The sequence below is a fragment of the Marinifaba aquimaris genome (assembly GCF_013328345.1).
In the GTDB taxonomy this organism is placed as follows: Bacteria; Pseudomonadota; Gammaproteobacteria; order Enterobacterales; family Alteromonadaceae; genus Marinifaba; species Marinifaba aquimaris.
In genome coordinates this window covers 26,176-47,450 of sequence record NZ_JABULX010000019.1, presented here as the reverse complement: position 1 = coordinate 47,450, position 21,275 = coordinate 26,176, and the positions used below count along the sequence as shown (strand labels likewise).

Annotated in this window: 18 protein-coding genes; 8 read left to right on the top strand and 10 right to left on the bottom strand. The window is 40.1% G+C overall.

The features are described from left to right. Window positions 1–33: 33 nt before the first annotated feature. A complete protein-coding gene (locus HR060_RS12485) occupies window positions 34–882 on the top strand; it encodes a hypothetical protein (RefSeq protein WP_174200631.1) in 849 nt (282 codons plus the stop codon). Window positions 883–935: 53 nt separating this feature from the next. Here HR060_RS12485 and HR060_RS12480 read toward each other — a convergent pair whose 3' ends face one another. The 6 genes from HR060_RS12480 to HR060_RS19780 all read right to left on the bottom strand — a co-directional run bounded on the left by HR060_RS12480 (window position 936) and on the right by HR060_RS19780 (window position 7,991). Next, the gene (locus HR060_RS12480; RefSeq protein WP_174200630.1) at window positions 936–1,943 is read right to left on the bottom strand and encodes an isocitrate dehydrogenase; all 1,008 of its coding nucleotides are present in this window, start codon (window positions 1,941–1,943) and stop codon (window positions 936–938) included. Window positions 1,944–2,069: 126 nt separating this feature from the next. Next, the gene (locus tag HR060_RS12475; protein WP_174200629.1) at window positions 2,070–3,821 is read right to left on the bottom strand and encodes an HDOD domain-containing protein; all 1,752 of its coding nucleotides are present in this window, start codon (window positions 3,819–3,821) and stop codon (window positions 2,070–2,072) included. Between the two features lie 15 nt (window positions 3,822–3,836). Beyond that, the gene (locus HR060_RS12470; RefSeq protein ID WP_174200628.1) at window positions 3,837–4,214 is read right to left on the bottom strand and encodes a DUF3192 domain-containing protein; all 378 of its coding nucleotides are present in this window, start codon (window positions 4,212–4,214) and stop codon (window positions 3,837–3,839) included. 32 nt (window positions 4,215–4,246) lie between these two features. Then, window positions 4,247–4,939 carry an SDR family oxidoreductase gene (locus tag HR060_RS12465; protein ID WP_174200627.1) on the bottom strand — a complete coding sequence of 231 codons (693 nt, stop codon included), beginning with the start codon at window positions 4,937–4,939 and terminating at the stop codon, window positions 4,247–4,249. Between the two features lie 8 nt (window positions 4,940–4,947). Continuing rightward, a complete protein-coding gene (ppnN, locus tag HR060_RS12460; protein ID WP_174200626.1) occupies window positions 4,948–6,303 on the bottom strand; it encodes a nucleotide 5'-monophosphate nucleosidase PpnN in 1,356 nt (451 codons plus the stop codon). A gap of 143 nt (window positions 6,304–6,446) precedes the next feature. Further along, a complete protein-coding gene (locus tag HR060_RS19780; RefSeq protein ID WP_174200625.1) occupies window positions 6,447–7,991 on the bottom strand; it encodes a diguanylate cyclase in 1,545 nt (514 codons plus the stop codon). A 176-nt stretch (window positions 7,992–8,167) separates the two neighbouring features. Here HR060_RS19780 and HR060_RS12450 point away from each other — a divergent pair, with 176 nt between their 5' ends. Together HR060_RS12450 and HR060_RS12445 are read left to right on the top strand one after the other, a co-directional pair. Continuing rightward, window positions 8,168–9,940 (top strand): M61 family metallopeptidase, encoded by a 1,773-nt coding sequence (locus HR060_RS12450; RefSeq protein WP_174200624.1) that lies wholly within the window; start codon window positions 8,168–8,170, stop codon window positions 9,938–9,940. A gap of 85 nt (window positions 9,941–10,025) precedes the next feature. Further along, on the top strand, window positions 10,026–10,892 hold the full coding sequence (locus HR060_RS12445; RefSeq protein ID WP_174200623.1) for an MOSC domain-containing protein: 867 nt from the start codon (window positions 10,026–10,028) through the stop codon (window positions 10,890–10,892). A 75-nt stretch (window positions 10,893–10,967) separates the two neighbouring features. Here the strand turns inward: HR060_RS12445 and olsF are convergent, their stop codons facing one another. From olsF to xseB, 4 genes are all read right to left on the bottom strand, one after another. Next, on the bottom strand, window positions 10,968–12,686 hold the full coding sequence (olsF, locus tag HR060_RS12440; RefSeq protein ID WP_174200622.1) for a bifunctional ornithine lipid synthase OlsF: 1,719 nt from the start codon (window positions 12,684–12,686) through the stop codon (window positions 10,968–10,970). 169 nt (window positions 12,687–12,855) lie between these two features. Beyond that, window positions 12,856–14,736, bottom strand: a complete 1,881-nt coding sequence (dxs, locus tag HR060_RS12435; RefSeq protein ID WP_174200621.1) for a 1-deoxy-D-xylulose-5-phosphate synthase — start codon at window positions 14,734–14,736, stop codon at window positions 12,856–12,858. A 27-nt stretch (window positions 14,737–14,763) separates the two neighbouring features. Further along, complete coding sequence (gene ispA / locus HR060_RS12430) at window positions 14,764–15,645, bottom strand: (2E,6E)-farnesyl diphosphate synthase (RefSeq protein WP_174200620.1); 882 nt, start codon at window positions 15,643–15,645, stop codon at window positions 14,764–14,766. Window positions 15,646–15,647: 2 nt separating this feature from the next. Beyond that, a complete protein-coding gene (gene xseB, locus HR060_RS12425) occupies window positions 15,648–15,890 on the bottom strand; it encodes an exodeoxyribonuclease VII small subunit (RefSeq protein WP_174200619.1) in 243 nt (80 codons plus the stop codon). 304 nt (window positions 15,891–16,194) lie between these two features. Here xseB and pomA point away from each other — a divergent pair, with 304 nt between their 5' ends. From pomA to HR060_RS12400, 5 genes are all read left to right on the top strand, one after another. Then, window positions 16,195–16,956: a flagellar motor protein PomA gene (gene pomA, locus HR060_RS12420; RefSeq protein ID WP_174200618.1), complete on the top strand. Its 762-nt coding sequence runs from the start codon at window positions 16,195–16,197 to the stop codon at window positions 16,954–16,956. A 2-nt stretch (window positions 16,957–16,958) separates the two neighbouring features. Further along, entirely contained in the window at window positions 16,959–17,885 is a 927-nt protein-coding gene (locus HR060_RS12415; protein ID WP_174200617.1) for a flagellar motor protein MotB, read from the top strand. 169 nt (window positions 17,886–18,054) lie between these two features. Continuing rightward, window positions 18,055–19,518 (top strand): tRNA uracil 4-sulfurtransferase ThiI, encoded by a 1,464-nt coding sequence (gene thiI / locus HR060_RS12410; protein ID WP_174200660.1) that lies wholly within the window; start codon window positions 18,055–18,057, stop codon window positions 19,516–19,518. A 141-nt stretch (window positions 19,519–19,659) separates the two neighbouring features. Further along, a complete protein-coding gene (locus tag HR060_RS12405) occupies window positions 19,660–20,868 on the top strand; it encodes an ABC transporter permease (protein ID WP_174200616.1) in 1,209 nt (402 codons plus the stop codon). After that, the gene (locus tag HR060_RS12400) at window positions 20,846–21,196 is read left to right on the top strand and encodes a hypothetical protein (protein WP_174200615.1); all 351 of its coding nucleotides are present in this window, start codon (window positions 20,846–20,848) and stop codon (window positions 21,194–21,196) included. Before HR060_RS12405 ends, HR060_RS12400 begins: the two co-directional genes overlap by 23 nt. Window positions 21,197–21,275: the final 79 nt, after the last annotated feature.

Genomic DNA, 21,275 nt, shown 5'->3' with positions numbered 1-21,275 from the left:
ACTATAGATATAGTTAATTTAAAATTTTCAGGTATGCGCTATTTACTTTTAATTGTTCTGTTAAACCTTTCTTTTGCTGTCTCGGCAAAGCAGTCAATTAAAGTCGCTGTATCTCATCATCTAAGCTATTTATACCAAACCTACCTCGGTGGGCGTGATCCTATTGGTATCCGCAACTATTACCATCCTATCGCTGAACGCATTGTTATCGATATTCTTCTACAAGAGCAGGCAATGCATGCCTCAGGCTGTGATTATAAAATTGAGTTCGAAGCAGTAGACTTTAATTTTGACCGTTTACAAACCTTACTAAGAGGCCATACCGCGCTAAGCTATGATTCATTTTGGCTTTCTGAAATAGAAGACCACCAAGATAAACTTTATATTAGCTCTGCAATTATCCCTGATGGTAAATATCAGGTTGGACTTTTCACATCTGAACAAAATGCCGTTGCACGTGCTTTAAAAAACCGCGAGCAAGTCGGTAAATATTCAATGGTTTCTAATCAAAACTGGCCTGTCGATCAGGCGGCTATCAAAACACTTCAGCCAAAAGAGCTTTTTCATCAAGACAACTGGGTGGTGATGTCTAAGCTGGTTTCAAATGGCTGGGTTGATTTCATGTTAGCGCCTTTTACAGTAGAGGAAGGCTTTGGTTACTCTCAGTACAACCCAAGATTAGTGCCTGTTGCTAAACGGCATGTTGTATTTCAAGGAAGTCGGCATTTAGCCGTTGCTAAGAACTTTCAAGATAGCGAAAAAATTTATCAATGTTTAGAAACGGGTATTCGAAAGCTAATTGATAATGGCAGGGTAGAAAAAATGTATGATGAAGCGGTGTTTTTCTACAATCAGAGAAAAGACTGGCAAGAATTGAAATAACAATAGATATAAAAAGGCAGGTTAGTTCAACCTGCCTTTTTTAATTCGGGATATTAAAGACGCTCTAAAAGCGCTTGAGTGAATTCAGTTGTACCTGCTGTACCACCTAAATCACGTGTCGTGCGATCACCTGATTCAATCACATCACGTAAAGCCGCTAAAATCTTTTGCGCTTTATCGCTCATGCCTAAGTACTCTAGCATTTGAACTGACGCTAAAATTACTGATGTTGGATTTGCTAAGTTCTTACCAGCGATATCTGGAGCACTGCCGTGAACGGCTTCAAAGATAGCGCAGTCTTTACCAATGTTTGCACCTGGTGCCATACCAAGACCGCCAACAAGGCCTGCACATAAGTCAGATAAGATGTCACCAAATAGGTTTGTTGTCACGATGACATCAAATTGCTCTGGGTTCATTACAAGCTGCATACACGTGTTATCGACGATCATTTCAGCTGATTCAATATCTGGGTAACGTTCACCTACTTCACGCGCTATTTCTAAGAATAAACCTGAAGTTGACTTTAAAATATTCGCTTTGTGAACGGCCGTTACTTTTTTACGGCCTTCTTTTTGGGCTAGTTGGTATGCAAATTCAACAATTTGCTCAGCGCCTTCACGGGTAATAATACTTTTAGCTTCCGCTTCTGTTCTTTCTTCGTTTACTAACTGGCCAGCACCAGAGTACATACCCTGTGTGTTTTCACGGATAGTCACGATATCGATATTTTCGTAACGCGCTTTAGTGCCTTTAAATGACGTCACTGGGCGAAGGTTCGCGTAAAGGTTAAACTTTTTGCGAAGTGTCACATTGATTGACGTAAAACCACCGCCTACAGGTGTAGTTAATGGGCCTTTCAACGTTACTTTGTTTTTAGCAATGAGATCTAATGTTGCTTCAGGTAATAAGTCGCCTGTTTTCTCTAACGCAGTGATCCCTGCATCTACATAATCGTATTCGAAGTCGCAACCAACTTTATTTAAAATTTCGATGGCCGATTCAATGATACTTGGACCAATACCGTCACCAGGTATGACAGTGATTCTTTGAGCAGACATAAATAAAACCTTTTACTTGTTTAGTGCTTAGTTATTTATTTTACACCAAGATTCCGTGACCTTGGGAAAGACGCGCTTTATATCATTTTGCAAGGGGAGTGACTAGACTGCCAATGGGTGACACTTTTATGACACTGAGCAATAAACAGCGGTTTGGCTTAGGCTTTGTTCGATTGCCTGCTCGTACTGATTTTTTGTAAGCCCAAGTAATTTAAGGCTTTGCTGAAGGTTTTTATCTGAAATAGAGCGCATCTTGTATTGGCCAAGTTGATAAATTAAATAACTGGCATGAATACTCAGGATTGATAAAGCTAATAACTTAATTTCCTTATCTTGGCCAATGAAGAGTTTTTCAGGTTTTAATTGATGTAGGCAGGCAGCCTTTACAGCATTGTTCTCTAACCAAGTATTAGCCAATACTAAACTGAGCTTTTGATAGTGTTGTTTGGGCACTTGCATCAGGCTTGGTGAATCAAATGTGTCTAGCTTATTGTGCTTGTAGCTTAATCTATGCGTTAAACATTTGTGATAGGTGGCGGGCATCATCAAATAACTCATCAGCAGTTTCGCTTGCTCAGGTAAAACTAAGTTGCTTTCTATAGCAATGGCTTGCGCTACTTTTTGAGTTAAGGTTAAAACTTGTTTGCTGTTTCGACTCAGTTGGTGCTGACAATGGAATAAACTCGATTCAATATGCTGCCTAGCAATCCAATCTTTTAATCGATTAGTGCCTAATGTCATGACCGCTTGGGCAACACTCGCTGGGGCCTTATTTCCTCTACTCAACGATTTGGCATAGTCATATAAACCCGCAATGATGTCGGGTTGTTTTTCAATGAGTTGGATTAATTTTTTACTACTGGTTTGCGGTTTATAAGCATGATTGCGCAATTCAATCAGTTTACTGGGCGCTTGTATATTGGCCGCTAAATTTAAACTGACTGGGTTTAATTGAGTAGATTGCTCGGCTATATCATCCAAAACTGAGTATGTGATTTTTTTAGATGATTGATGATTTATCGCATTTAGCACAGTTGATTTATCGAGTACTTCATATTCACCATTATTGAGACATAAAACATCTTGATAGTCACTTTCATCATACGGCTTTAAGCTCAGGTAGTTTTGCTCATTTGACAAAAATTGAGTCCCAGCCGGAATGGCCGAAAATGTGCAATACACTTTATCTAAAACCGTTTTATCTATGATGTCTTGGTAGTTTAGGCAAAGTTGTTTGAGTACTTTTTGCCAAGTAAGTTTCGGCGAATCGGTTATTGGATGAAGAGCATTGACAACCGTATTGGTTAAGAACAATAACTGATGTGCAAACGTTATTTTGTCTGATGATGCTTGGAGTGACCATAGTTTATGGTAAGCCATAAGGTTAACAATAAATTGGCTTTGGCTGTCTTTGGGGGCTAAGTAACGATTACAAATTTGAGCCGATTTTAGTGCATTACTTTCTTTAAATTTTTGTAACTCTGCTGTAGTGCTTAGTTTACGTTTGTTTAAAATATTAAAGTAAGCTATTTCAGTGAGTTGCGCACTTATTGTTAAGTTAAGGCACAATTCAGGATGCAAAGGTATTGCGTGACTTAATTTGAGAATAAAACCAAGTCTTGAAATTAACCTTTGTTCAAATAGGTTGGTGTTATCTATTTTATTCAGCAGCAATAAATCAAAGCAAGCTGACTGACTTTGGTAAAGAGTCAGCCAATTTTCGCTGACTTTTTTTAGTCTTTGATAATCACTTGCTGATGCAGGATGTTTTGCTTTAACTTTTTCAATGATTTGGCTTAGCACATCATTTAGTTCAGTTAAGTTAGTTTGTAATTCAGAACTAAATCGGGTCTGGTTCTGTGGCGCGTTTGGCTGCAAAGGGTTGATTACTTATTAAAGCGTTTTGGTGTATTGATCATAGGCGTGTTTACCCCAAGCTTGCAGCACATCGTCAATAAAGATAAGGCCAGTACACTCATCTTGGGTAGTAAAACCGTCTTGGCGAACATGGTGAGTACGGTAAAACATGATTTGCATCACCCCGTCTTCTGTTTTTTTCGCTTCTGTTAAATCTGGTGCGCCCATTTTTTCAAGAATGAAGTCTCGGCTATCACCGACTTTTAACTTTGAAATCACTTTTAAATTGTACGCTTGGCGGTCTTCCCAATCCATTTGAGTTTGGTCATCTTTGACTAAAACAACTACGCAAGTTGAGAAGGCAAGGTATAAAAAGACACCAATGGAGATAAAGATGACAGCTTTTGATTTCATAATTCAGTTTAAATGTTGCAGATATTATAGTTTTACCAAGGAATCAGCTTTCCATCAAAGTTAATAAACTGACCCGATTGTGCATTGGACAGATTATCAATAACTTTGCACATTTCTGCAACAGATTGCTCCACACTTATCAATGCATTTGGTCCACCCATTGTTGTTTTCACCCAACCTGGGTGTAATAAGCACACATTACAACCAATTGAAGACAAGTCATGACTTAGGCTTTTAACGACGGCGTTAAGTGCTGCTTTTGATGAGCGGTAGATATAACTACCACCTGAGGTATTATCAGTCATACTGCCCATTTTACTTGATAAGAACACCATTTTTTTATCGCTGCCTAAGGCTAAGTTGTTTTTAAATGCTTGAGCTAATAAAAAAGGGGCAATGCAATTAACCGCTAACACTTCTTTCCAACTCTCAATGTTGTCTTTAGTTTCATCCATGGATAACTTCTTAGGGCCATACATTCCCGCATTTGAAATGATGATATCAAGCGGTTGTTCAGCCAGTTCCTGAGATAAATTATCGATGCTTTGGGGATGGCTTAGGTCAAGAGAAACTACGCAAAGGTTACTCGATTTTAGCTCATTAAGCGCTTGGGCTTTTTCTGGCGCTCTGGTCGCGGCAAAAACGCGATAGCCTCTAGCTAGGTAGTATTGGGTGAAACCTAAGCCAATGCCTCGGTTTGCACCCGTAATTAAAACACTTTTCATTACTTTGTTTATTGAACAACCTCGTAGCAAGGTTGGTACTCTGTTCCAGGTAGTTTCATTCTACCTTGTTTAACAAAATCAGAAAGCATTTGGTCCATTAACTTCATCAGTGCTTTGTCACCATGGATTTTAAATAGGCCGTGTTTTTGAATTTGTTGAATACCTTCATCTTTGACATTGCCCGCTACAATTGCTGAAAACGCTCGTCGCAAATTAGCGGCTAAATTCGCTTTTTCTTGATCAAAGTGCAGATTTAATGACGCCATATTTTCATGAGTTGGTGCAAATGGCTTTTGGAAAGCTTCATCAATATGTAATGACCAATTGAAGTGGTAAGCATCGCCGGTAGATTTGCGGTATTTTCTGACCGACTGCATTTCTGTTTTCATGATATGCGCCACTTTTTCTGGATCATCTACTACAATCGTGTATTTTTTTCTCGCTTCATCACCTAAGGTAGCTTGGACAAACGCATCTATTGTCTTAAAGTAATTTTCACTTTCCTTAGGCCCAGTTAATACGACCGGCAATGCCTGATGTTGATTATCTGGGTGTAATAAAATACCTAAGAGATAAAGCAGTTCTTCTGCTGTCCCGACACCGCCTGGGAAAATGATGATCCCATGTCCACAGCGAACAAACGCCTCAAGGCGCTTTTCTATATCTGGCAATATAACTAATTCGTTAACAATAGGGTTAGGCGGTTCTGCAGCAATAATTGATGGTTCAGTTAAACCTAGGTAGCGACCCGATAAGTTTCTTTGTTTTAAATGACCAATCGTGGCACCTTTCATTGGGCCTTTCATTGCTCCAGGTCCACAACCTGTGCAAATATTTAAGCCTCTGAGCCCCATTTGATAGCCCACTTCTTTGGTATATTGATATTCGTGTTCACGAATTGAATGTCCGCCCCAACAAACAATCATGCTCGGGTCTATCTTGGTATGAAAAGCACCTGCATTACGTAAAATATCAAACACAAAATGGGTTGTTGCTGATTGGTCAAATTTTTCTTTTAGCAGGTTAGGGTAGCGAACACTGGTATAGAGGATATCTCTGAGTACTGCAAAGAGTAATTCTTGGATACCAGTGATCAGTTCACCATCGACAAAAGCGTGTTCAGGAGGATTGCTGAGTTCAATTTTTACACCGCGCTCTCGTCTGATTAAGTCAACGGTGAAGTCTTGGTACATTTGATAGATTTGTTGGCTAGAGTCAGTATGGCTGCCTACGTTTAAAACAGCTAAAGAACAGTTGCGGTATAATTTGTATAGTTCGCTATTTGATGATTGAGTCAGGCGATCTACTTCTAACTGGGACAGTAAATTCATACTGCCTACTGGATTTACTTGAATCGATGTCATGAGCCTAATCCTTTGTTTTTTATGTTTTTATTCTCTTTCAGTATAGACGAGAATCTAACTAATTAATTTTTAATACACTGAAATTCAGCAAATTGACCAAAACAAGAGAGCAGGCTTTTGTAGTAATTAAGGACTTTTAAAATTTACTTCAGCAATTTAACTTTGTCTCTACCATCATTCTTTGCTTGGTATAGTGCTTTATCAGCACGCTCAAAAGCGGTATTAGGCTGGTCGCCTTTTTTAAATTGCGTTAAGCCAATCGAAATAGAGACATTGACCGACTTATCTTTAAATTTAAAAGGTATTGTTTTGATTTTCTCTTTCAGCGAATGGAGCTTTATTTCTAGCTCTTTTGCACTGGTTTCAGGGAAGATGAATACAAATTCTTCACCGCCGTACCTTGCAATAAAGTCCGTTTCCCGCAAACCGTAAGTAATGGCTTTACCGATAACTTGTAATGTTTTATCACCTGCCAAGTGGCCAAATTGGTCATTAATTTGTTTGAATAAATCAATATCTGCAACGGCTAAACACAAGTCTTTGCCATAGCGTTGCCAGCGTTTAAATTCCAACTGAATTCGCTCATCGAAAGCAGCGCGATTTGGCAGTTTTGTCAGGCTATCTTGCAGAGATTTAAATTGTTGTTCCGATAAACGCTTTTTGTATTCTTCTGCTTCAAGTTCAAGCTCGGCCAAACGAGCCTGCATTTTACTCAAGCTTTGTAGTAGCTGAGCTTGCTCTTCTTGCTCGAGTGCTTCTTTTTCGGCAATGGCTGATGCGATGTCGGCTAAGCGCTCATTTATTTGAATTTTTAACGTATCTAAATCAGTAGCCTGACTGAGCTCTTTTTCCATTTGGCTAATATTCGTTTTTAGCCTAGTGTTGATATCAGCTTTACCTGAACCTGCTTTTTTTGTGCCGCTTATCGAGGTTGCAACAACATCATGAACTGAGCTTAAAGCTTGATTTAAGTTGAGTAAAAACGACTGCGCTGATTCTCTTTCTTGGGCAATACCTTCAATGATCAGTTTGAGTACGGCAACACAAGTATCCACTAACGTTTGTGCAGTGACTGGATGGCTCAACTGTTCTCTAATAACATCAATCTTTTTCGCTTGCTGGCCTTTAAAAGCAATTTGACTCAGTGTGTTGAGCAATTCTTGGGAAATACTTTGCTGTATCGCCATACCTTCAGAAGGGTTAAGTGATGCTTCTGATTCGGCAAATTGATGGGCTTGATCATAGAGTTTAATCAAGTGATCCATAAAAGGGATATAAGCGGTAATAGATTCTTGCGGATTATTAACTTCTTTTAGTAAGCCTCGTAATTCTCTACGAAAATCATCCGGTAAACCTTTAATTTGTTGGAGCTTTTTACCAGCAGATAAAATCGATGACTGCGTCATCTGCATATTATTCGATACGCGGATAGTATGATGATGCATCAACTTGTTGATATCCGCTAACAGCGGTTCGATTTTTTCTAGGTCAGTATTGTTGTTTAAGAAGGTTCTTAATTTGGCTAGTTTATTGTCGAGCTCTAAATCTATGCCTTTACAAATATGAGATAAACGGCTGATAAACTGACTAAGAGAAATGAATTGTGCTTCGTAAGTACGTTCAAGCTCTAAACGTGCCTTATTCGATTTTTTAAGTTTTTTTTGTAGTACTTCTAGTTCTTCTGACACAGGTTGTAACACCTTAATTCTGATATGCTTCTAGCAAACGAGCGTTTACACTTTTAAAGTAAGTTGTTGATTAAAGAGTACCAGAAAAATTGTCTATTGGTATTCGAATTTATCAAAATAGAACGCTTTATTTGTATCTATTTCTTCCCTAAAAAATAATAATCCAAGGCTTTTGTATGAAGTTAAACTTAGGGCGCTTTTTTGCCTTTATTTTATTTGTGTCAAGCTTACCCGCACTGGCGAAAGTTACTTATCATTTAGATGTTAATGACCCCGAACACCATTTAGCTGAGGTGACCGCAACTTTTACTGCACCAAAACAAGCAAAAACCTTAACTTTGCAACTACCGGCATGGCGTTCTGGGCGTTATGAAATTCTTGATTTGGCAAATGGTATTCGAGATTTTGAAGTTACCGATCGCCAAAATAAAAGCTTGAGTTGGCAAAAAGTTGATAAAAGCAGCTGGCAAATTCAATTAAATGGGCGAAAAAAAATTACCGTAAAATATCAAGTCTATGCCAACCAGCTATCTTATCGCTCTAGGCATATAGATGAGACCCATGCTTTTATTGATGCATCTGGGTTTTTCTTATACAGCCAAGCGCTTAGGCATCAACCCGTTGACGTCAGTCTAACCATTCCTAAACATTGGGATAGCATCTCAGGTATGGAATCAGGTGGTGGAAAACACCGTTTTGTAGCACCCAATTACGACATTTTGGTCGACTCTCCAATAGAAGCCGGTGTATTTGAAAGGTACGCATTTAAATCAGCGGGTGTAGATTTTGAATTGGCTATCTGGGGCGAAGGTAATTACGACGGCCAGCAAATGGCAGATGATTTAGCCAAAATGGTGACAACAGCTAATAGCATTTGGCAAGGCACACCATTTAAACGTTATGTTTTTATGGTACATGCGACAACAAATGTCAGAGGGGCAACTGAGCATATCAACTCAACGATAATTCAGCGCAAGCGTTTTACTTTTGCTCCTCGTGACCAATACCTCGAGTTTTTAGCAACCGCGGCACATGAATATGTGCACACTTGGAATGTTAAAACTTACCGTCCACAAGGTTTAACGCCTTACGATTATCAAAATGAAAATTACACCCAGTTATTGTGGATTGCTGAGGGTTCGACGAGTTATCTAGAATATCAATTATTACTACGAGCTGGCCTTATCACTGCCGAAGAATATTTTGAAGAATTAGCTCGAGAAATTTTCGAACATGATCATACGCCTGGTCGTTTACAGCAAGCAATAGCAGAAGCCAGTTTCGATAAATGGATAGGAGAGCGGGGCGATCGCGCGCACAATTCTCAGGTTAATATCTATGATGAAGGAGCGTTATTGTCTTTGTTATTAGATTTACAAATCATCGAACAAAGTAGAGCTAAAAAGAGCTATCGCGATATTCACAACGCACTTTATCAAGACCATCCACTGCCTAAAGGTTACACGGTGGACGATGTGAAGCAAATTCTCAAAGACGTGACGGGTAAGGACTACAACAAGTGGTGGAACAATTATATTGACCGTGCCAAGGCGCTAGAATTTGACGATGCACTCGCTTCAGTTGGGTTAAAAATTGAAGCCGAAGCAACAGGTTATGATTTAGGTATTATGTATGTGATGCAAGGCGATATGACGGTTATCAAACAAGTCGTAAAAGACAGTGCTGCCTGGCAGGCTGGTTTAACACCAGAAGATGTCATTTTAACCATTGATGGTTTGCGTTTGTATCCAAATACACTAGAAGCGAGAGTCAATCATGCCAGTAAGCAAGATAGCATTGAATTGGCCTTGTTTAGACGCGATGCAATAATCACTAAAACGGTAAATATGGTTGAAGAAAAGCCGACTCGTTATCGCATTGTTAAAGTTAGAAAACCTACTGCTAGACAAAAGGCCAATTATAAGAAGTGGATTGGGTTAGATTTTTAATCATGACAGAGGTTGATTAAATCTTTAAACTAGAAATACAAATCATTGTTTTAATTGATAAAACCACAATGTTAAGGAATAACCTATGCCCGTTGTCAGTGACTTGTTTGTCTACCCCATTAAATCACTAAAAGGTATCCGTCTTGAGCAAGCTCAGCTCAATATTGAAGGATTAAAGTGGGATCGCCACTGGATGATTACTGACGCTAACTTTAAATTTGTCACTCAAAGACAGCTGGCTGAAATGGCACTTATTTCTGTCAATATATCGGATGAACATTTAACGTTATCTAAAGTGGGGCTTTCGTCCTTAACAATTGATTTAAATAGCAGTAACCAAGATAAATTGAAAGTGACCGCCCAAGTTTGGCGAGACAGTGTCATGGGATTTGATGAGGGAGATGAGGTATCCGAGTGGCTAACTCAAGCGCTTGGGATGTATCAAGGAGCACCGCTTAGGTTAGTGAGAAAAGACGTTCAAGATAAGCGAGCCGTTGATCCTGAATTTGACGTCACCTTATCTGCTGATACTGACTTTTCTGATGGGTTTCCTTATTTAGTCGCAACTGAGGAGACATTATCTGCGCTCAATAAAGCGTTAAAAGACAAAGCCAAACCCACTGTCGATATGGCGAGGTTTAGACCCAATATTGTGCTCTCAGGAGCTGAATATGCTTGGCAAGAATATGATTGTAATCATTTAAAAGAGGTTAATGGCCTTTATCAACTGGCGTTGTGCAAGCCTTGTCAGCGTTGCCCAATAACTACGATTGATCAGCAAACAGCTGAGATTGTCGATAAAAAAGAGCCGTTAACAACACTTAGTGAGTTGAATCCTATGAATAAACCTAAAGGGGCTTACTTTGGACAAAATGCCGTGTTGTTAAGAGCAGATATTACAACTATTCGTATTGGTGATGAAGTGAGTTTTGCTCAAAAGCAGGTCGATTAATTTCGATTGCATCGATTAAAAGATAAGTATTCAAAAGTGGTTAATATCACCTTTGAATACTCTTTTTGATTCAATTTAGCCGATATAACGCTTTTTCTTACTGGCTTTTAATTTACTGATATCGACGACGATAAATCCATCAATACAATCAGAAAATTCATGGTCGACGTTAAATGCGGCAAATTCAATACCACCTTCTTCAACCACTTCTGTGTATTGTTTTAACAAGGTGGGGACCGATTCTTCTTTTTTCGCCATTTCACTTTTTAAGATAGTGAAGCGCGACTTATAGTCTTGTGCTTCTTGATAGAGTTCATCAAGCTTAGCCTGCTTTTTATCCGTGATCTTGTATTCATTTGGTGCAATAACATAGGTTTGTTCAGTACCAAAAAACTGGCTATAAAAGTGCGTTAGCAAATTCTTACCCTTATCTGAATATGTGGCACTAATACTGACTGGACCAAACATATATTCAAGATCAGGGTATTTTCGCAAATAGGCGCCAATTCCAAACCACAGATAATCCAAACTGCGTTTGCCCCAATATTTAGGTTGAACAAAGCTTCGGCCTAACTCAAGGCTATTGATGAGTTTATCGTTAAACGCGGGTTGGAAATCAAATAAGGTTTGGGTGTACAGCGGTTTTTCAGCTTCCTGTGCAAAAGCATGGCGCGTTCTGACCATGCGATAAGCGCCGACAATTTCTAGATCTTGCTCATCCCATAAGATGATATGGTCGTAGTAATTATCGTAGCTATCAACATCACGTCTTTTTCCACTGCCTTCTTTGACGGTGCGAAAGGTCATTTCGCGTAAGCGACCAATTTCACGCATGACCACTGAATTGGTTTGGTATTGATAGAGATATATTTTCTTACCGTCTGATGTTTCGCCGAGAAGTTCACATTGGCTGATTTCTTTTTTCAGCTGTTGACTAGATTCAGGGTGCGCTACGGCCTCGTATTCGGGTTCAAATCCCGCTAGCACTTTACCTTTAGCAAGTTTGTAGACATATTTTTTAAACAGCTTAGCTTTAGCTTCTAAGTTGAGTTCTAGATCTTTGTATTGCTCAGGTTGGACTAAATGCCCAACACGCACATCTATGTGTCGATTCGATTGCTTAAACATCTCACGCACTAACCAAAGGGTTGAGATAGGCTTAGCTAAAAGTGACAAAGCGTAGAAAAATAACGAGTTACGGCCATTGACAAAAAGTGGCAGAATAGGCGAGTTGGTACTTTGTGCAAAGCGGATAAAGCCTGAATTCCAGCGCCCATCTTTTAAACCTGAAGGGCCAAACCTCGATACTTCACCTGCGGGGAAGATAATCACAGCGCCTTCATTTTTTAGCCAATCACGGATATTTTTAATGCTGTTTTTACGCGTTTTATTCGACATATTGTCAACGGGGATAAGCAAAGAGCGAAGAGGCTCAATGGCATAAAGTAAATCATTTGCGATAACTCTAACATCCGGGCGTACTTCCCTTACGAGCTTTAATAAAGCTAAACCGTCGAGCGAACCGATAGGGTGGTTGGCAACAATCACCACACGACCTTCAGAAGGGATGCGTTCCATCTCGCGATCAAATACTCGATAACCAAAGTCGAAGTAATTTAATACTTGCTCAACAAAATCAAAACCTTCTAAGTGCGGGTATTTTTCTTCAAAGGCGTGAAATTCGCTTTCGTGAAAAAGGTATTTTAAGAAACTGGCGAGTTTAGTTCGCGCAATAGGATGCTTGTTTGAAAACTTAGGTAACTTTTCATCTAAGACTGCATCAATGTTGATCATAAACCATAAACCTATTATGAGCTTGTTGATGCAAAATTAGGCAAGTTATGTATCAGTTAAATGACCTAAATCTGAAGCTTTTATGACAAGGTGGGGTGTCTGCGGTCGATTATATTTAAAGGAATTGCGCAAGTAACTGATTACTTGCGCTTTTATTTGATATTCTGTGTTAGTTGCTTTGACGGTGCTGAAAATCAGTAATTTGTTTTTCGATACCTTCAGCGTCTAATTGATAGATTTGATAAATTTGGTTTTGGTCACCATGACGAATAAATTCATCTGGTAAACCTAAATTCAACACCTGCTTTTGTAAACCTTCTGCTGCTAAGTACTCATTTACCGCACTACCTGCACCACCTGTAATGGCGTTATCTTCGAGCGTCACTAGTAGTTCGTATTCTGAAGCAAGCTCTTTGATCATTGCTTGATCAAGTGGTTTGATAAAGCGCATATCAACCACAGTTGCTGATAAGTTTTCTGCCGCTTGCTCAGCTGCATTTAAGAAAGTACCAAAGTTAAGAATCGCAATTTCTTTTTGAGCTGACTCGTATACTTTTCTGGCTTTACCCACTTCCAGCATGGTCATTTCTTGCTTTATTTCAGCACCTGTACCGGTACCTCTTGGATAACGAACGGCTGCAGGTTTGTCGAGTTGATGACCCGTGTAAAGCATTTGACGACATTCATTTTCATCACTTGGCGCCATAATGACTAAGTTTGGAATACAGCGCATATAGCTCAAATCAAATACGCCTTGGTGTGTTGCACCGTCGTTACCAACGATACCAGCGCGATCGATAGCAAATAGCACGGGTAAATTCTGTAGCGCAACATCATGAATTAATTGATCGTATGCGCGTTGTAAAAATGAAGAATAAATGGCGACAACAGGTTTTAATCCATCCGCGGCCATGCCTGCGGCGAGGGTAACAGCGTGTTGTTCAGCAATCGCTACATCATAGTATTGTTCAGGAAAGCGCTTTGAAAACTCAACCATGCCCGAACCCTCACGCATCGCTGGTGTTACAGCTTGTAATTTAGGGTCTATAGCGGCCATGTCACAAAGCCAATTACCGAACACTTTTGAGTAAGTTGGACCCGATGCCTTTTTCTTTGGTAATTCTGTTTGCTCTGGATTGAATTTAGGTACAGCGTGGTAACCAATAGGATCGGCTTCAGCAGGCTCGTAACCTTTACCTTTTTTAGTGATCACATGAAGCAGTTGCGGACCTTTCAGCCCTCGCATGTTTTTCAATGTATCAACAAGCGCGTTAACATCATGACCATCAATAGGGCCGATGTAGTTAAAGCCCAGTTCTTCAAAAATGGTACCTGGCACTATCATGCCTTTGAGGTGCTCTTCAGCTTTGCTGGCTAATTCTTTGATTGGTGGCAGACCACTGAGTAATTTTTTACTGCCTTCGCGTAAGCTGGTATAAACATCACCAGATAAAATACGTGCTAAGTGGCTGTTTAACGCACCGACGTTCTCAGATATCGACATATCATTGTCGTTCAACACGACTAACATGTCTGCTTTGCAATCGCCTGCATGGTTCATCGCTTCAAAAGCCATACCAGCAGTCATGGCACCATCGCCAATGACGGCAACCACTTTACGGTTTTCTTGTTCTTTTTGCGCGGCAATTGCCATACCTAAAGCGGCACTAATTGATGTAGATGAGTGACCCACACTGAAGGTATCGTACTCACTTTCTTCGCGCCAAGGGAACGGATGTAAACCGTCAAGTTGACGAATACTTTCGATTTTATCGCGCCGCCCCGTCAAAATTTTGTGTGGGTAGGCTTGGTGGCCCACATCCCAAATTAGACGATCGAAAGGGGTGTTGTAGACAAAGTGTAAAGCGACAGTAAGCTCAATTGCACCTAAACCAGATGCAAAGTGGCCACTACTTCGACTCACTGATGCCAATAAAAACTGGCGTAATTCCTCGCTGACCGCTTTAAGTTCACTACTGGGTAAACTGCGCAAATCGTCAGGCGTTTCGATTAGTCTTAATCTAGGGTAAAGATTGATATCAGTGCTCATGTTTTATTATTTTGACGGCCGTGGCGATTAATATTTTCTATTGATGATATAAGCTGCAAACTCAGCTAATAACTCTGTATTGTAAGGCAAGCTGTCTAATGCCTCTAGCCCTGATTGGTATAAACTATGCGCTTTTTCCTGTGCGCCTTGTAAACCCAATAAAGCAGGGTAAGTGCTTTTTTCTAATTTTTGATCGGAACCTTGCGGCTTGCCTAGCTCCTCTGTAGTTGAGGTAATGTCTAAAATGTCGTCCTGAACTTGAAATGCCAGTCCGATATTATAGGCAAAGTCATCAAGTGCTTTAGCATGTTCAACTGCTATATCTGGCTTGGCTAAATAGGCTAGTGCAATACTTGATTGTAGTAAGGCACCTGTCTTTAGCTTGTGAATAGTCTCTAGTGAGTTTAAATCAACGTGCTGGTGTTCGGCCGCTAAATCTAAACTTTGCCCGCCACACATGCCTTTTAAACCCGCAGCAGATGACAGGTTTTTCAGCCAAGCAACTTTAATATCGCTTGATACTTTGGCATCTGCAATTTGTTCAAAAGCAAGCGATTGTAGGGCATCACCGGCTAAAATTGCTTCAGCATCGTCAAATTCGATGTGACATGTTGGTTTACCACGCCTTAAATTGTCATCATCCATGGCTGGTAAATCGTCATGAACGAGCGAATAGCTGTGTATCATTTCGATAGCACATGCAATCGGGTCTAATTGGTTCAGGTCAATGCCGAGCATTTCACCTGTTGCATAGATAAGGAAAGGTCTAACGCGCTTTCCGCCATTCATTAAGCTGTATTCCATCGCTTTGAATAAGCGATCAGCTTGTGGGGCTTCTATATTGGCTAGGCTATTTGCTAGCTCAGATTCCGTTCGCTGTTGAAATTCAGCGAGTTTAGTTTTTAACACGTTTATACTTCATTTCGTGAATAAGGTTCTAACTCAGCTTGTTCATCGGCTTGAGTTAAAATACTGACTTTTTGTTCCGCTTGTGAAAGCTTAGTTTGACTGGCTTTAATTAAACCTACGCCGCGCTCGAACTGTTTCAGAGCGTCTTCTAATGGCAATTCACCTTGTTCAAGTTGGCCGACTAGCGTCTCAAGTTCAACAAGTGATTCTTCAAGCGACATGTTTTCTGGCTTTTTTTGCGCCATTGCAGGGCTCCGTGAAATCAGAAAGGTTTTTATCTTAGCTGAGTTAATTTTAGCTGGTTTTGAGCTATCAACTCATTAAAACGCGCAACAGTACAGCAGGGCGTTTCTTCGGTCAATACAACAAAAGACTAAAGGCATAAATTTACTGGTCGATAAGAGGACAAGCTGGCGAGATATTTGCTTTGTTTTATTAAGCTTGTATCTTTTAGATAAAGTGTCAAAATTTTTATTGGTATTAGTTGAGTCAATCTAAAGCTTTGACATAATTAAAATAATTTTCTGCTTTTTGCTATGGGAGTGTAGTGTGGATTTAGCAACCCTGATAGGTATGCTTGGCGCCATAGGTTTCGTGGTTGGTGCGATGTTCTTAGCCGGTGATATTGGCATGTTCATCGATACCCAGTCTGTTTTGATCGTATTTTGTGGTTCCTTATTCGTTGTATTATCAAATTTCCCCATGGGTAACTTTTTCGGAATTGGTAAAGTTGCGGGTAAAGCCTTTATGTTCAAAATTGAATCGCCCGAAGAGCTGATTCAAAAAGCGGTTGAGATGGCAGATGCTGCACGTAAAGGTGGATTTCTCGCATTAGAAGAAGCTGAAATCGATAACGCCTTTATGCAAAAAGGCGTTGATATGCTGGTTGATGGCCATGATGGCGATGTAGTGAAGGCTACACTTCAAAAAGATATTCTCCTAACCACTGAGCGCCACGAAAGTGGTGTGGCATTACTAAAATCACTTGGTGACGTTGCCCCTGCGATGGGGATGATCGGTACGTTAATCGGTTTAGTTGCCATGTTATCAAACATGGATGATCCTAAAGCGATTGGCCCTGCGATGGCCGTTGCATTATTGACAACACTTTATGGGGCTTTTTTAGCGAACGTTATTGCCTTGCCACTTGCTGGTAAGTTAGAAGTGCGTATGAATGAAGAGAAGATGAACCAAGAGCTCATCTTAGATGCCATTTTAGGTATTCAAGACGGACAAAACCCAAGAGTGATTGAAGGGGTGCTGAAAAATTATATAGCTGAATCGAAACGAACCGTTAATACGGAGGAGTAGGGATGTCTGATGATTGTCCTCCGTGTAAATGTCCTCCCCCCGGGTTACCCGCGTGGATGGGGACATTTGCCGACTTAATGTCATTATTGATGTGTTTCTTCGTACTCCTGTTAGCTTTCTCTGAAATGGATGTACTGAAATTTAAACAGATTGCCGGTTCGATGAAATTCGCCTTTGGTGTACAAAACAAACTTGAGGTAAAAGATATTCCAAAAGGAACATCGGTTATTGCTCAAGAATTTAGACCGGGCCGTCCCGATCCGACACCGATTGAAACGATTCAACAGCAAACGGTTGAAATGACCCAGCAAATGCTTGAATTTACCGCAGGTGAAGAAGACTCTGCCGGTGGTCGACAAAAGCAACGCGGTACAGAACGCGGTGGCTCTTCGAATGAAACCGCATCTAAAACAGCTGTTGATGCGGCTGCCAGTGCAGAGCAAGAACAAGTTAACGAGCTAATTAAAAAGATTGCTCAACAACTGGAAGAGCAAATTGTTGATGGCGCGATTGAACTTGAATCATTAGGCCAGCAAATCATTATTCGCATTCGAGAAAATGGGGCTTTCCCATCTGGCTCTGCGTTTTTACAGTCTCAATTTAAGCCAATCGTGCAAAAAATTGCGATTTTACTCAATGAAGTACCGGGTGAAATCACGGTATCTGGTCACACTGATAACCAGAATGTTAGCTCAGAGCTCTACGCATCTAATTGGGATTTATCAAGTAAACGCGCCGTTGCTGTGGCACATGAAATGGTCAGAGTAGATGCTTTTGATAAAAACCGCTTAGTGGTCGTTGGGCATGCAGATACTCGCCCTTTAGTGCCGAACAATACGTTGCAAAATCGCAGGCGTAATCGTCGGGTAGAGATCTCGATTATGCAAGGTAAAGCTAAAGAGTCGGATCCAATAGAAGTATCTGAATAAGAAAAAAACGCATAAAGCGCAGAAACATCAGAAACCGCTAAACTTAAATAGAATTAAAGTTTAGCGGTTTTTTTATCTTCAATGCTGGGTTTATTTTTTCAATTAACGGCAAACAAGGTATAATCCGCCGCCTTTATTTTATTAAGTAACCTGAGCCTGAATCCGCATGATAAAAATTATCGTTAAACTGCATGCTGAAATTGCGACTAAAAGCCGTTCTGTACGCACCCGCTTTACTAAAATTTTAGAAAGTAACATTAAAAATGTACTACGTCGGGTTGATGAAAAAGCATGGGTAAAACGCAATTGGGATTTTATCGAGGTTAGGGTTAACGAAGATACATTAGAAAAGTGCATTGAAGTTTTACAATGCACACCGGGTATCGATCAGTTTAATGTGGTGAGCCAAAGCCAATTTGAAAACTTTGATGATATTTATGAACGCGTATTTGATGCGTACAAAGATAAGTTAATCGGCAAAAGTTTCTGTGTGAGGGCAAAACGCCGCGGTAAACACGATTTTAACTCGATTGATATCGAGCGTTACGTTGGTGGTGGTTTAAACCAAAATATTGAATCCGCTTCTGTGAAATTAAAAAATCCAGATATGGTGGTTAAATTTGAAGTTGAAGACGATCAACTCTATGTTATCGATCGCAACATCAAAGGCTTGGGTGGATTCCCAATTGCGACTCAAGAAGACACCTTATCGCTTGTTTCTGGAGGCTTTGATTCAGGTGTTGCGACTTACTCCCTTATTCGCAAAGGCTCTCGTACTCACTATTTGTTTTTCAACCTAGGTGGCTCGCAACACGAAATTGGTGTTAAACAGGTTTCTTATTATCTGTGGAATAAATTCGGTGCTTCACACCGTGTTAAATTCATTTCGGTTGATTTCCAACCTGTAGTTGCTGAAATTCTTGAAAACATTGATTCAGGCCTAATGGGCGTTGTACTTAAGCGTATGATGATGCGAGCTGGTGAATTGGTTGCTGATAGGCTCAATATCAAGGCTTTAGTTACAGGTGAGAGTTTAGGCCAGGTTTCAAGTCAAACTGTGACCAATTTGAATGTGATTGATAGAGTGACTAATAACCTGATTATTCGCCCGCTTATTCATATGGATAAGCAAGATATTATCAATATTGCCCGCGATATCGGGACAGAAGATTTCGCCAAAACAATGCCAGAGTTTTGCGGTGTGATATCTCAGCGTCCAAATGTGGCTGCTCCACTTGATAAAGTGGAAGCTGCAGAGCAAAACTTCAACTTAGACTTAATTGAACAAGTGGTTGATGATGCCAATCTGGTCGATATTCGTGATTTAAAAGAACAAGCAGATGCTGAAGTCAGTGAAGTAGGCACTGTTAATGAGATTCAAGCTAATTCTGTTGTTATCGATGTTCGCTCACCAGATGAAGAAGATGCAGACCCATTAGAAATCGATGGTGTGGATGTTGAACATATTCCTTTTTACAAGTTAGCAGGTCAGTTCACTGACTTTGCGAAAAAGTACCCCGAAAATACCGAGTTTCTACTCTACTGTAAAAGGGGCGTGATGAGTAAATTACAAGCACTGCTCCTGCATGAAGAAGGCTATAAAAACGTCAGTGTTTTTCAAAAAGATAAATAATTAAAAAATGGCTGCAAATTGATGCAGCCATTTTTTTATCTTCGTCCATCTTTTGTTTTTTTACTGATTCTTCTTATCAAATAAGCTAAATTATCGCGGCTTTATCTACATTCATCTCGCTCAAAAGGACGCGTTTACTCGATGATTAAAACCATATTTTTAAAAGAACTACTTGAGCTATTGCGCGATAAAAAAACACTCGTTTTTATGGTGGTGCTGCCACTGCTTATTTTTCCTGCCTTATTTGGTACCGTTGCCGTTTTAGCGGGTAAACAGGTACAGCAAGAACAAACACGTGTATTAAATTATTATATTGCCAACGAAGAACAAGCTGCTGATTTTGCCAAGCTGATGAAAGCAGATGACAGTTTTAGCCTTTTTGAGCCTAGTGCTCAAGAGCAAAACGCGACTTGGGAGCAATGGTTAAGAGCAGGTAAGGTCGATTTTGTTTTAGCGGTATCAGACACGCATCAATCTGAGCTTGAGCAACACACCCAAAGTCATTGGCAGCTCCACTTTAATAATGCTGAATTGACCAGCTCTGTTTGGTCTAGAGTCTATCGGCTAGTTGAGAAATTTAACCAACAGATCACTAGCGATAAGTTCAATGCACTTGGACTAAATGAATCACAGTATCAAGGGGTTATTCAGCCTATTGTTTTGGAAAAGAAAGATATAGCCAAAAAGAAAGAATCTTTGGGCACTCAACTCGGTGGCATTATTGCTTATATTATCTTACCGCTTTGCTTAATGGGCGCTATTTATCCTGCAATCGATTTAGGTGCAGGTGAGAAAGAGCACGGCACATTAGAGTCGCTTATTATTACGCCCACACATAGTGTAGCAATTGTGTTAGGTAAATTTTTGACCATAGTAACCACGTCATTTACTTGTGCTTTTATGACTGTTCTTAGTTTATTACTCTGGGGCTTTATTTTTGCTCAAGCACTTGCGGTTGAAGCCGTTGTGGAAATTGTAAAAACCTTGGGCGTAATAGATATGATGCTTGCATTAGTGATGCTTATTCCTGTGGTGCTGTTCTTTTCAGCCTTAGTATTAGCTATTTCCATTTATGCGAGAAGCTTTAAAGAAGCACAAAATTATATGGGCCCTCTGACTATCTTGGTGATTGCCCCTTTAGTGATTGCTATGTTGCCTGGTATTAACCTTGATTGGCAATGGGCTTGGGTTCCGATCACTAATGTGGCTTTATCTGTCAAAGAGATCTTAAAAGGTCAATTCGATCTGGTTTTAGTCGGTTTTGTTTGGCTAAGTCAGGTGGCTATGGCTATGTTAATGCTCGCTTTTACCATGTTTTGGTTTAAGCGTGAAGCAGTACTCTTTAGGTGATTCTATGTCTAACCAGCAGCTCATTTCTTTTTTTGTCATTCGAGGTTTAGATAAATTACAAGCTTTGACTTTTCGTAGTGAAGTCATGGATGCGACTCATAAGCCGCTTGAGCAAGAGCAGGGCTTCGAGGTGAAGGTAACTATCAATGCTTTTACCTTAGATGACATTAATTTATTTCTTATCCGTCAGAAAGTCAGTGCAGCACTTTGCTCAATTGAGCACCAGCTTCCTGAGCGAACAGAAGGTAGTAAACGCTTTGAAATTAGCCAAGAAGCGCTACAACTACAGCAACAACTTTCATGCAAAATGGCCATTTTAGTTAGCTAAACTTGCCAAAGCTGGTTAATCCTAAATGATAATAAATCTTGATTAGTATTGCCTTATAAAGTGGCATTTGTCATCATAT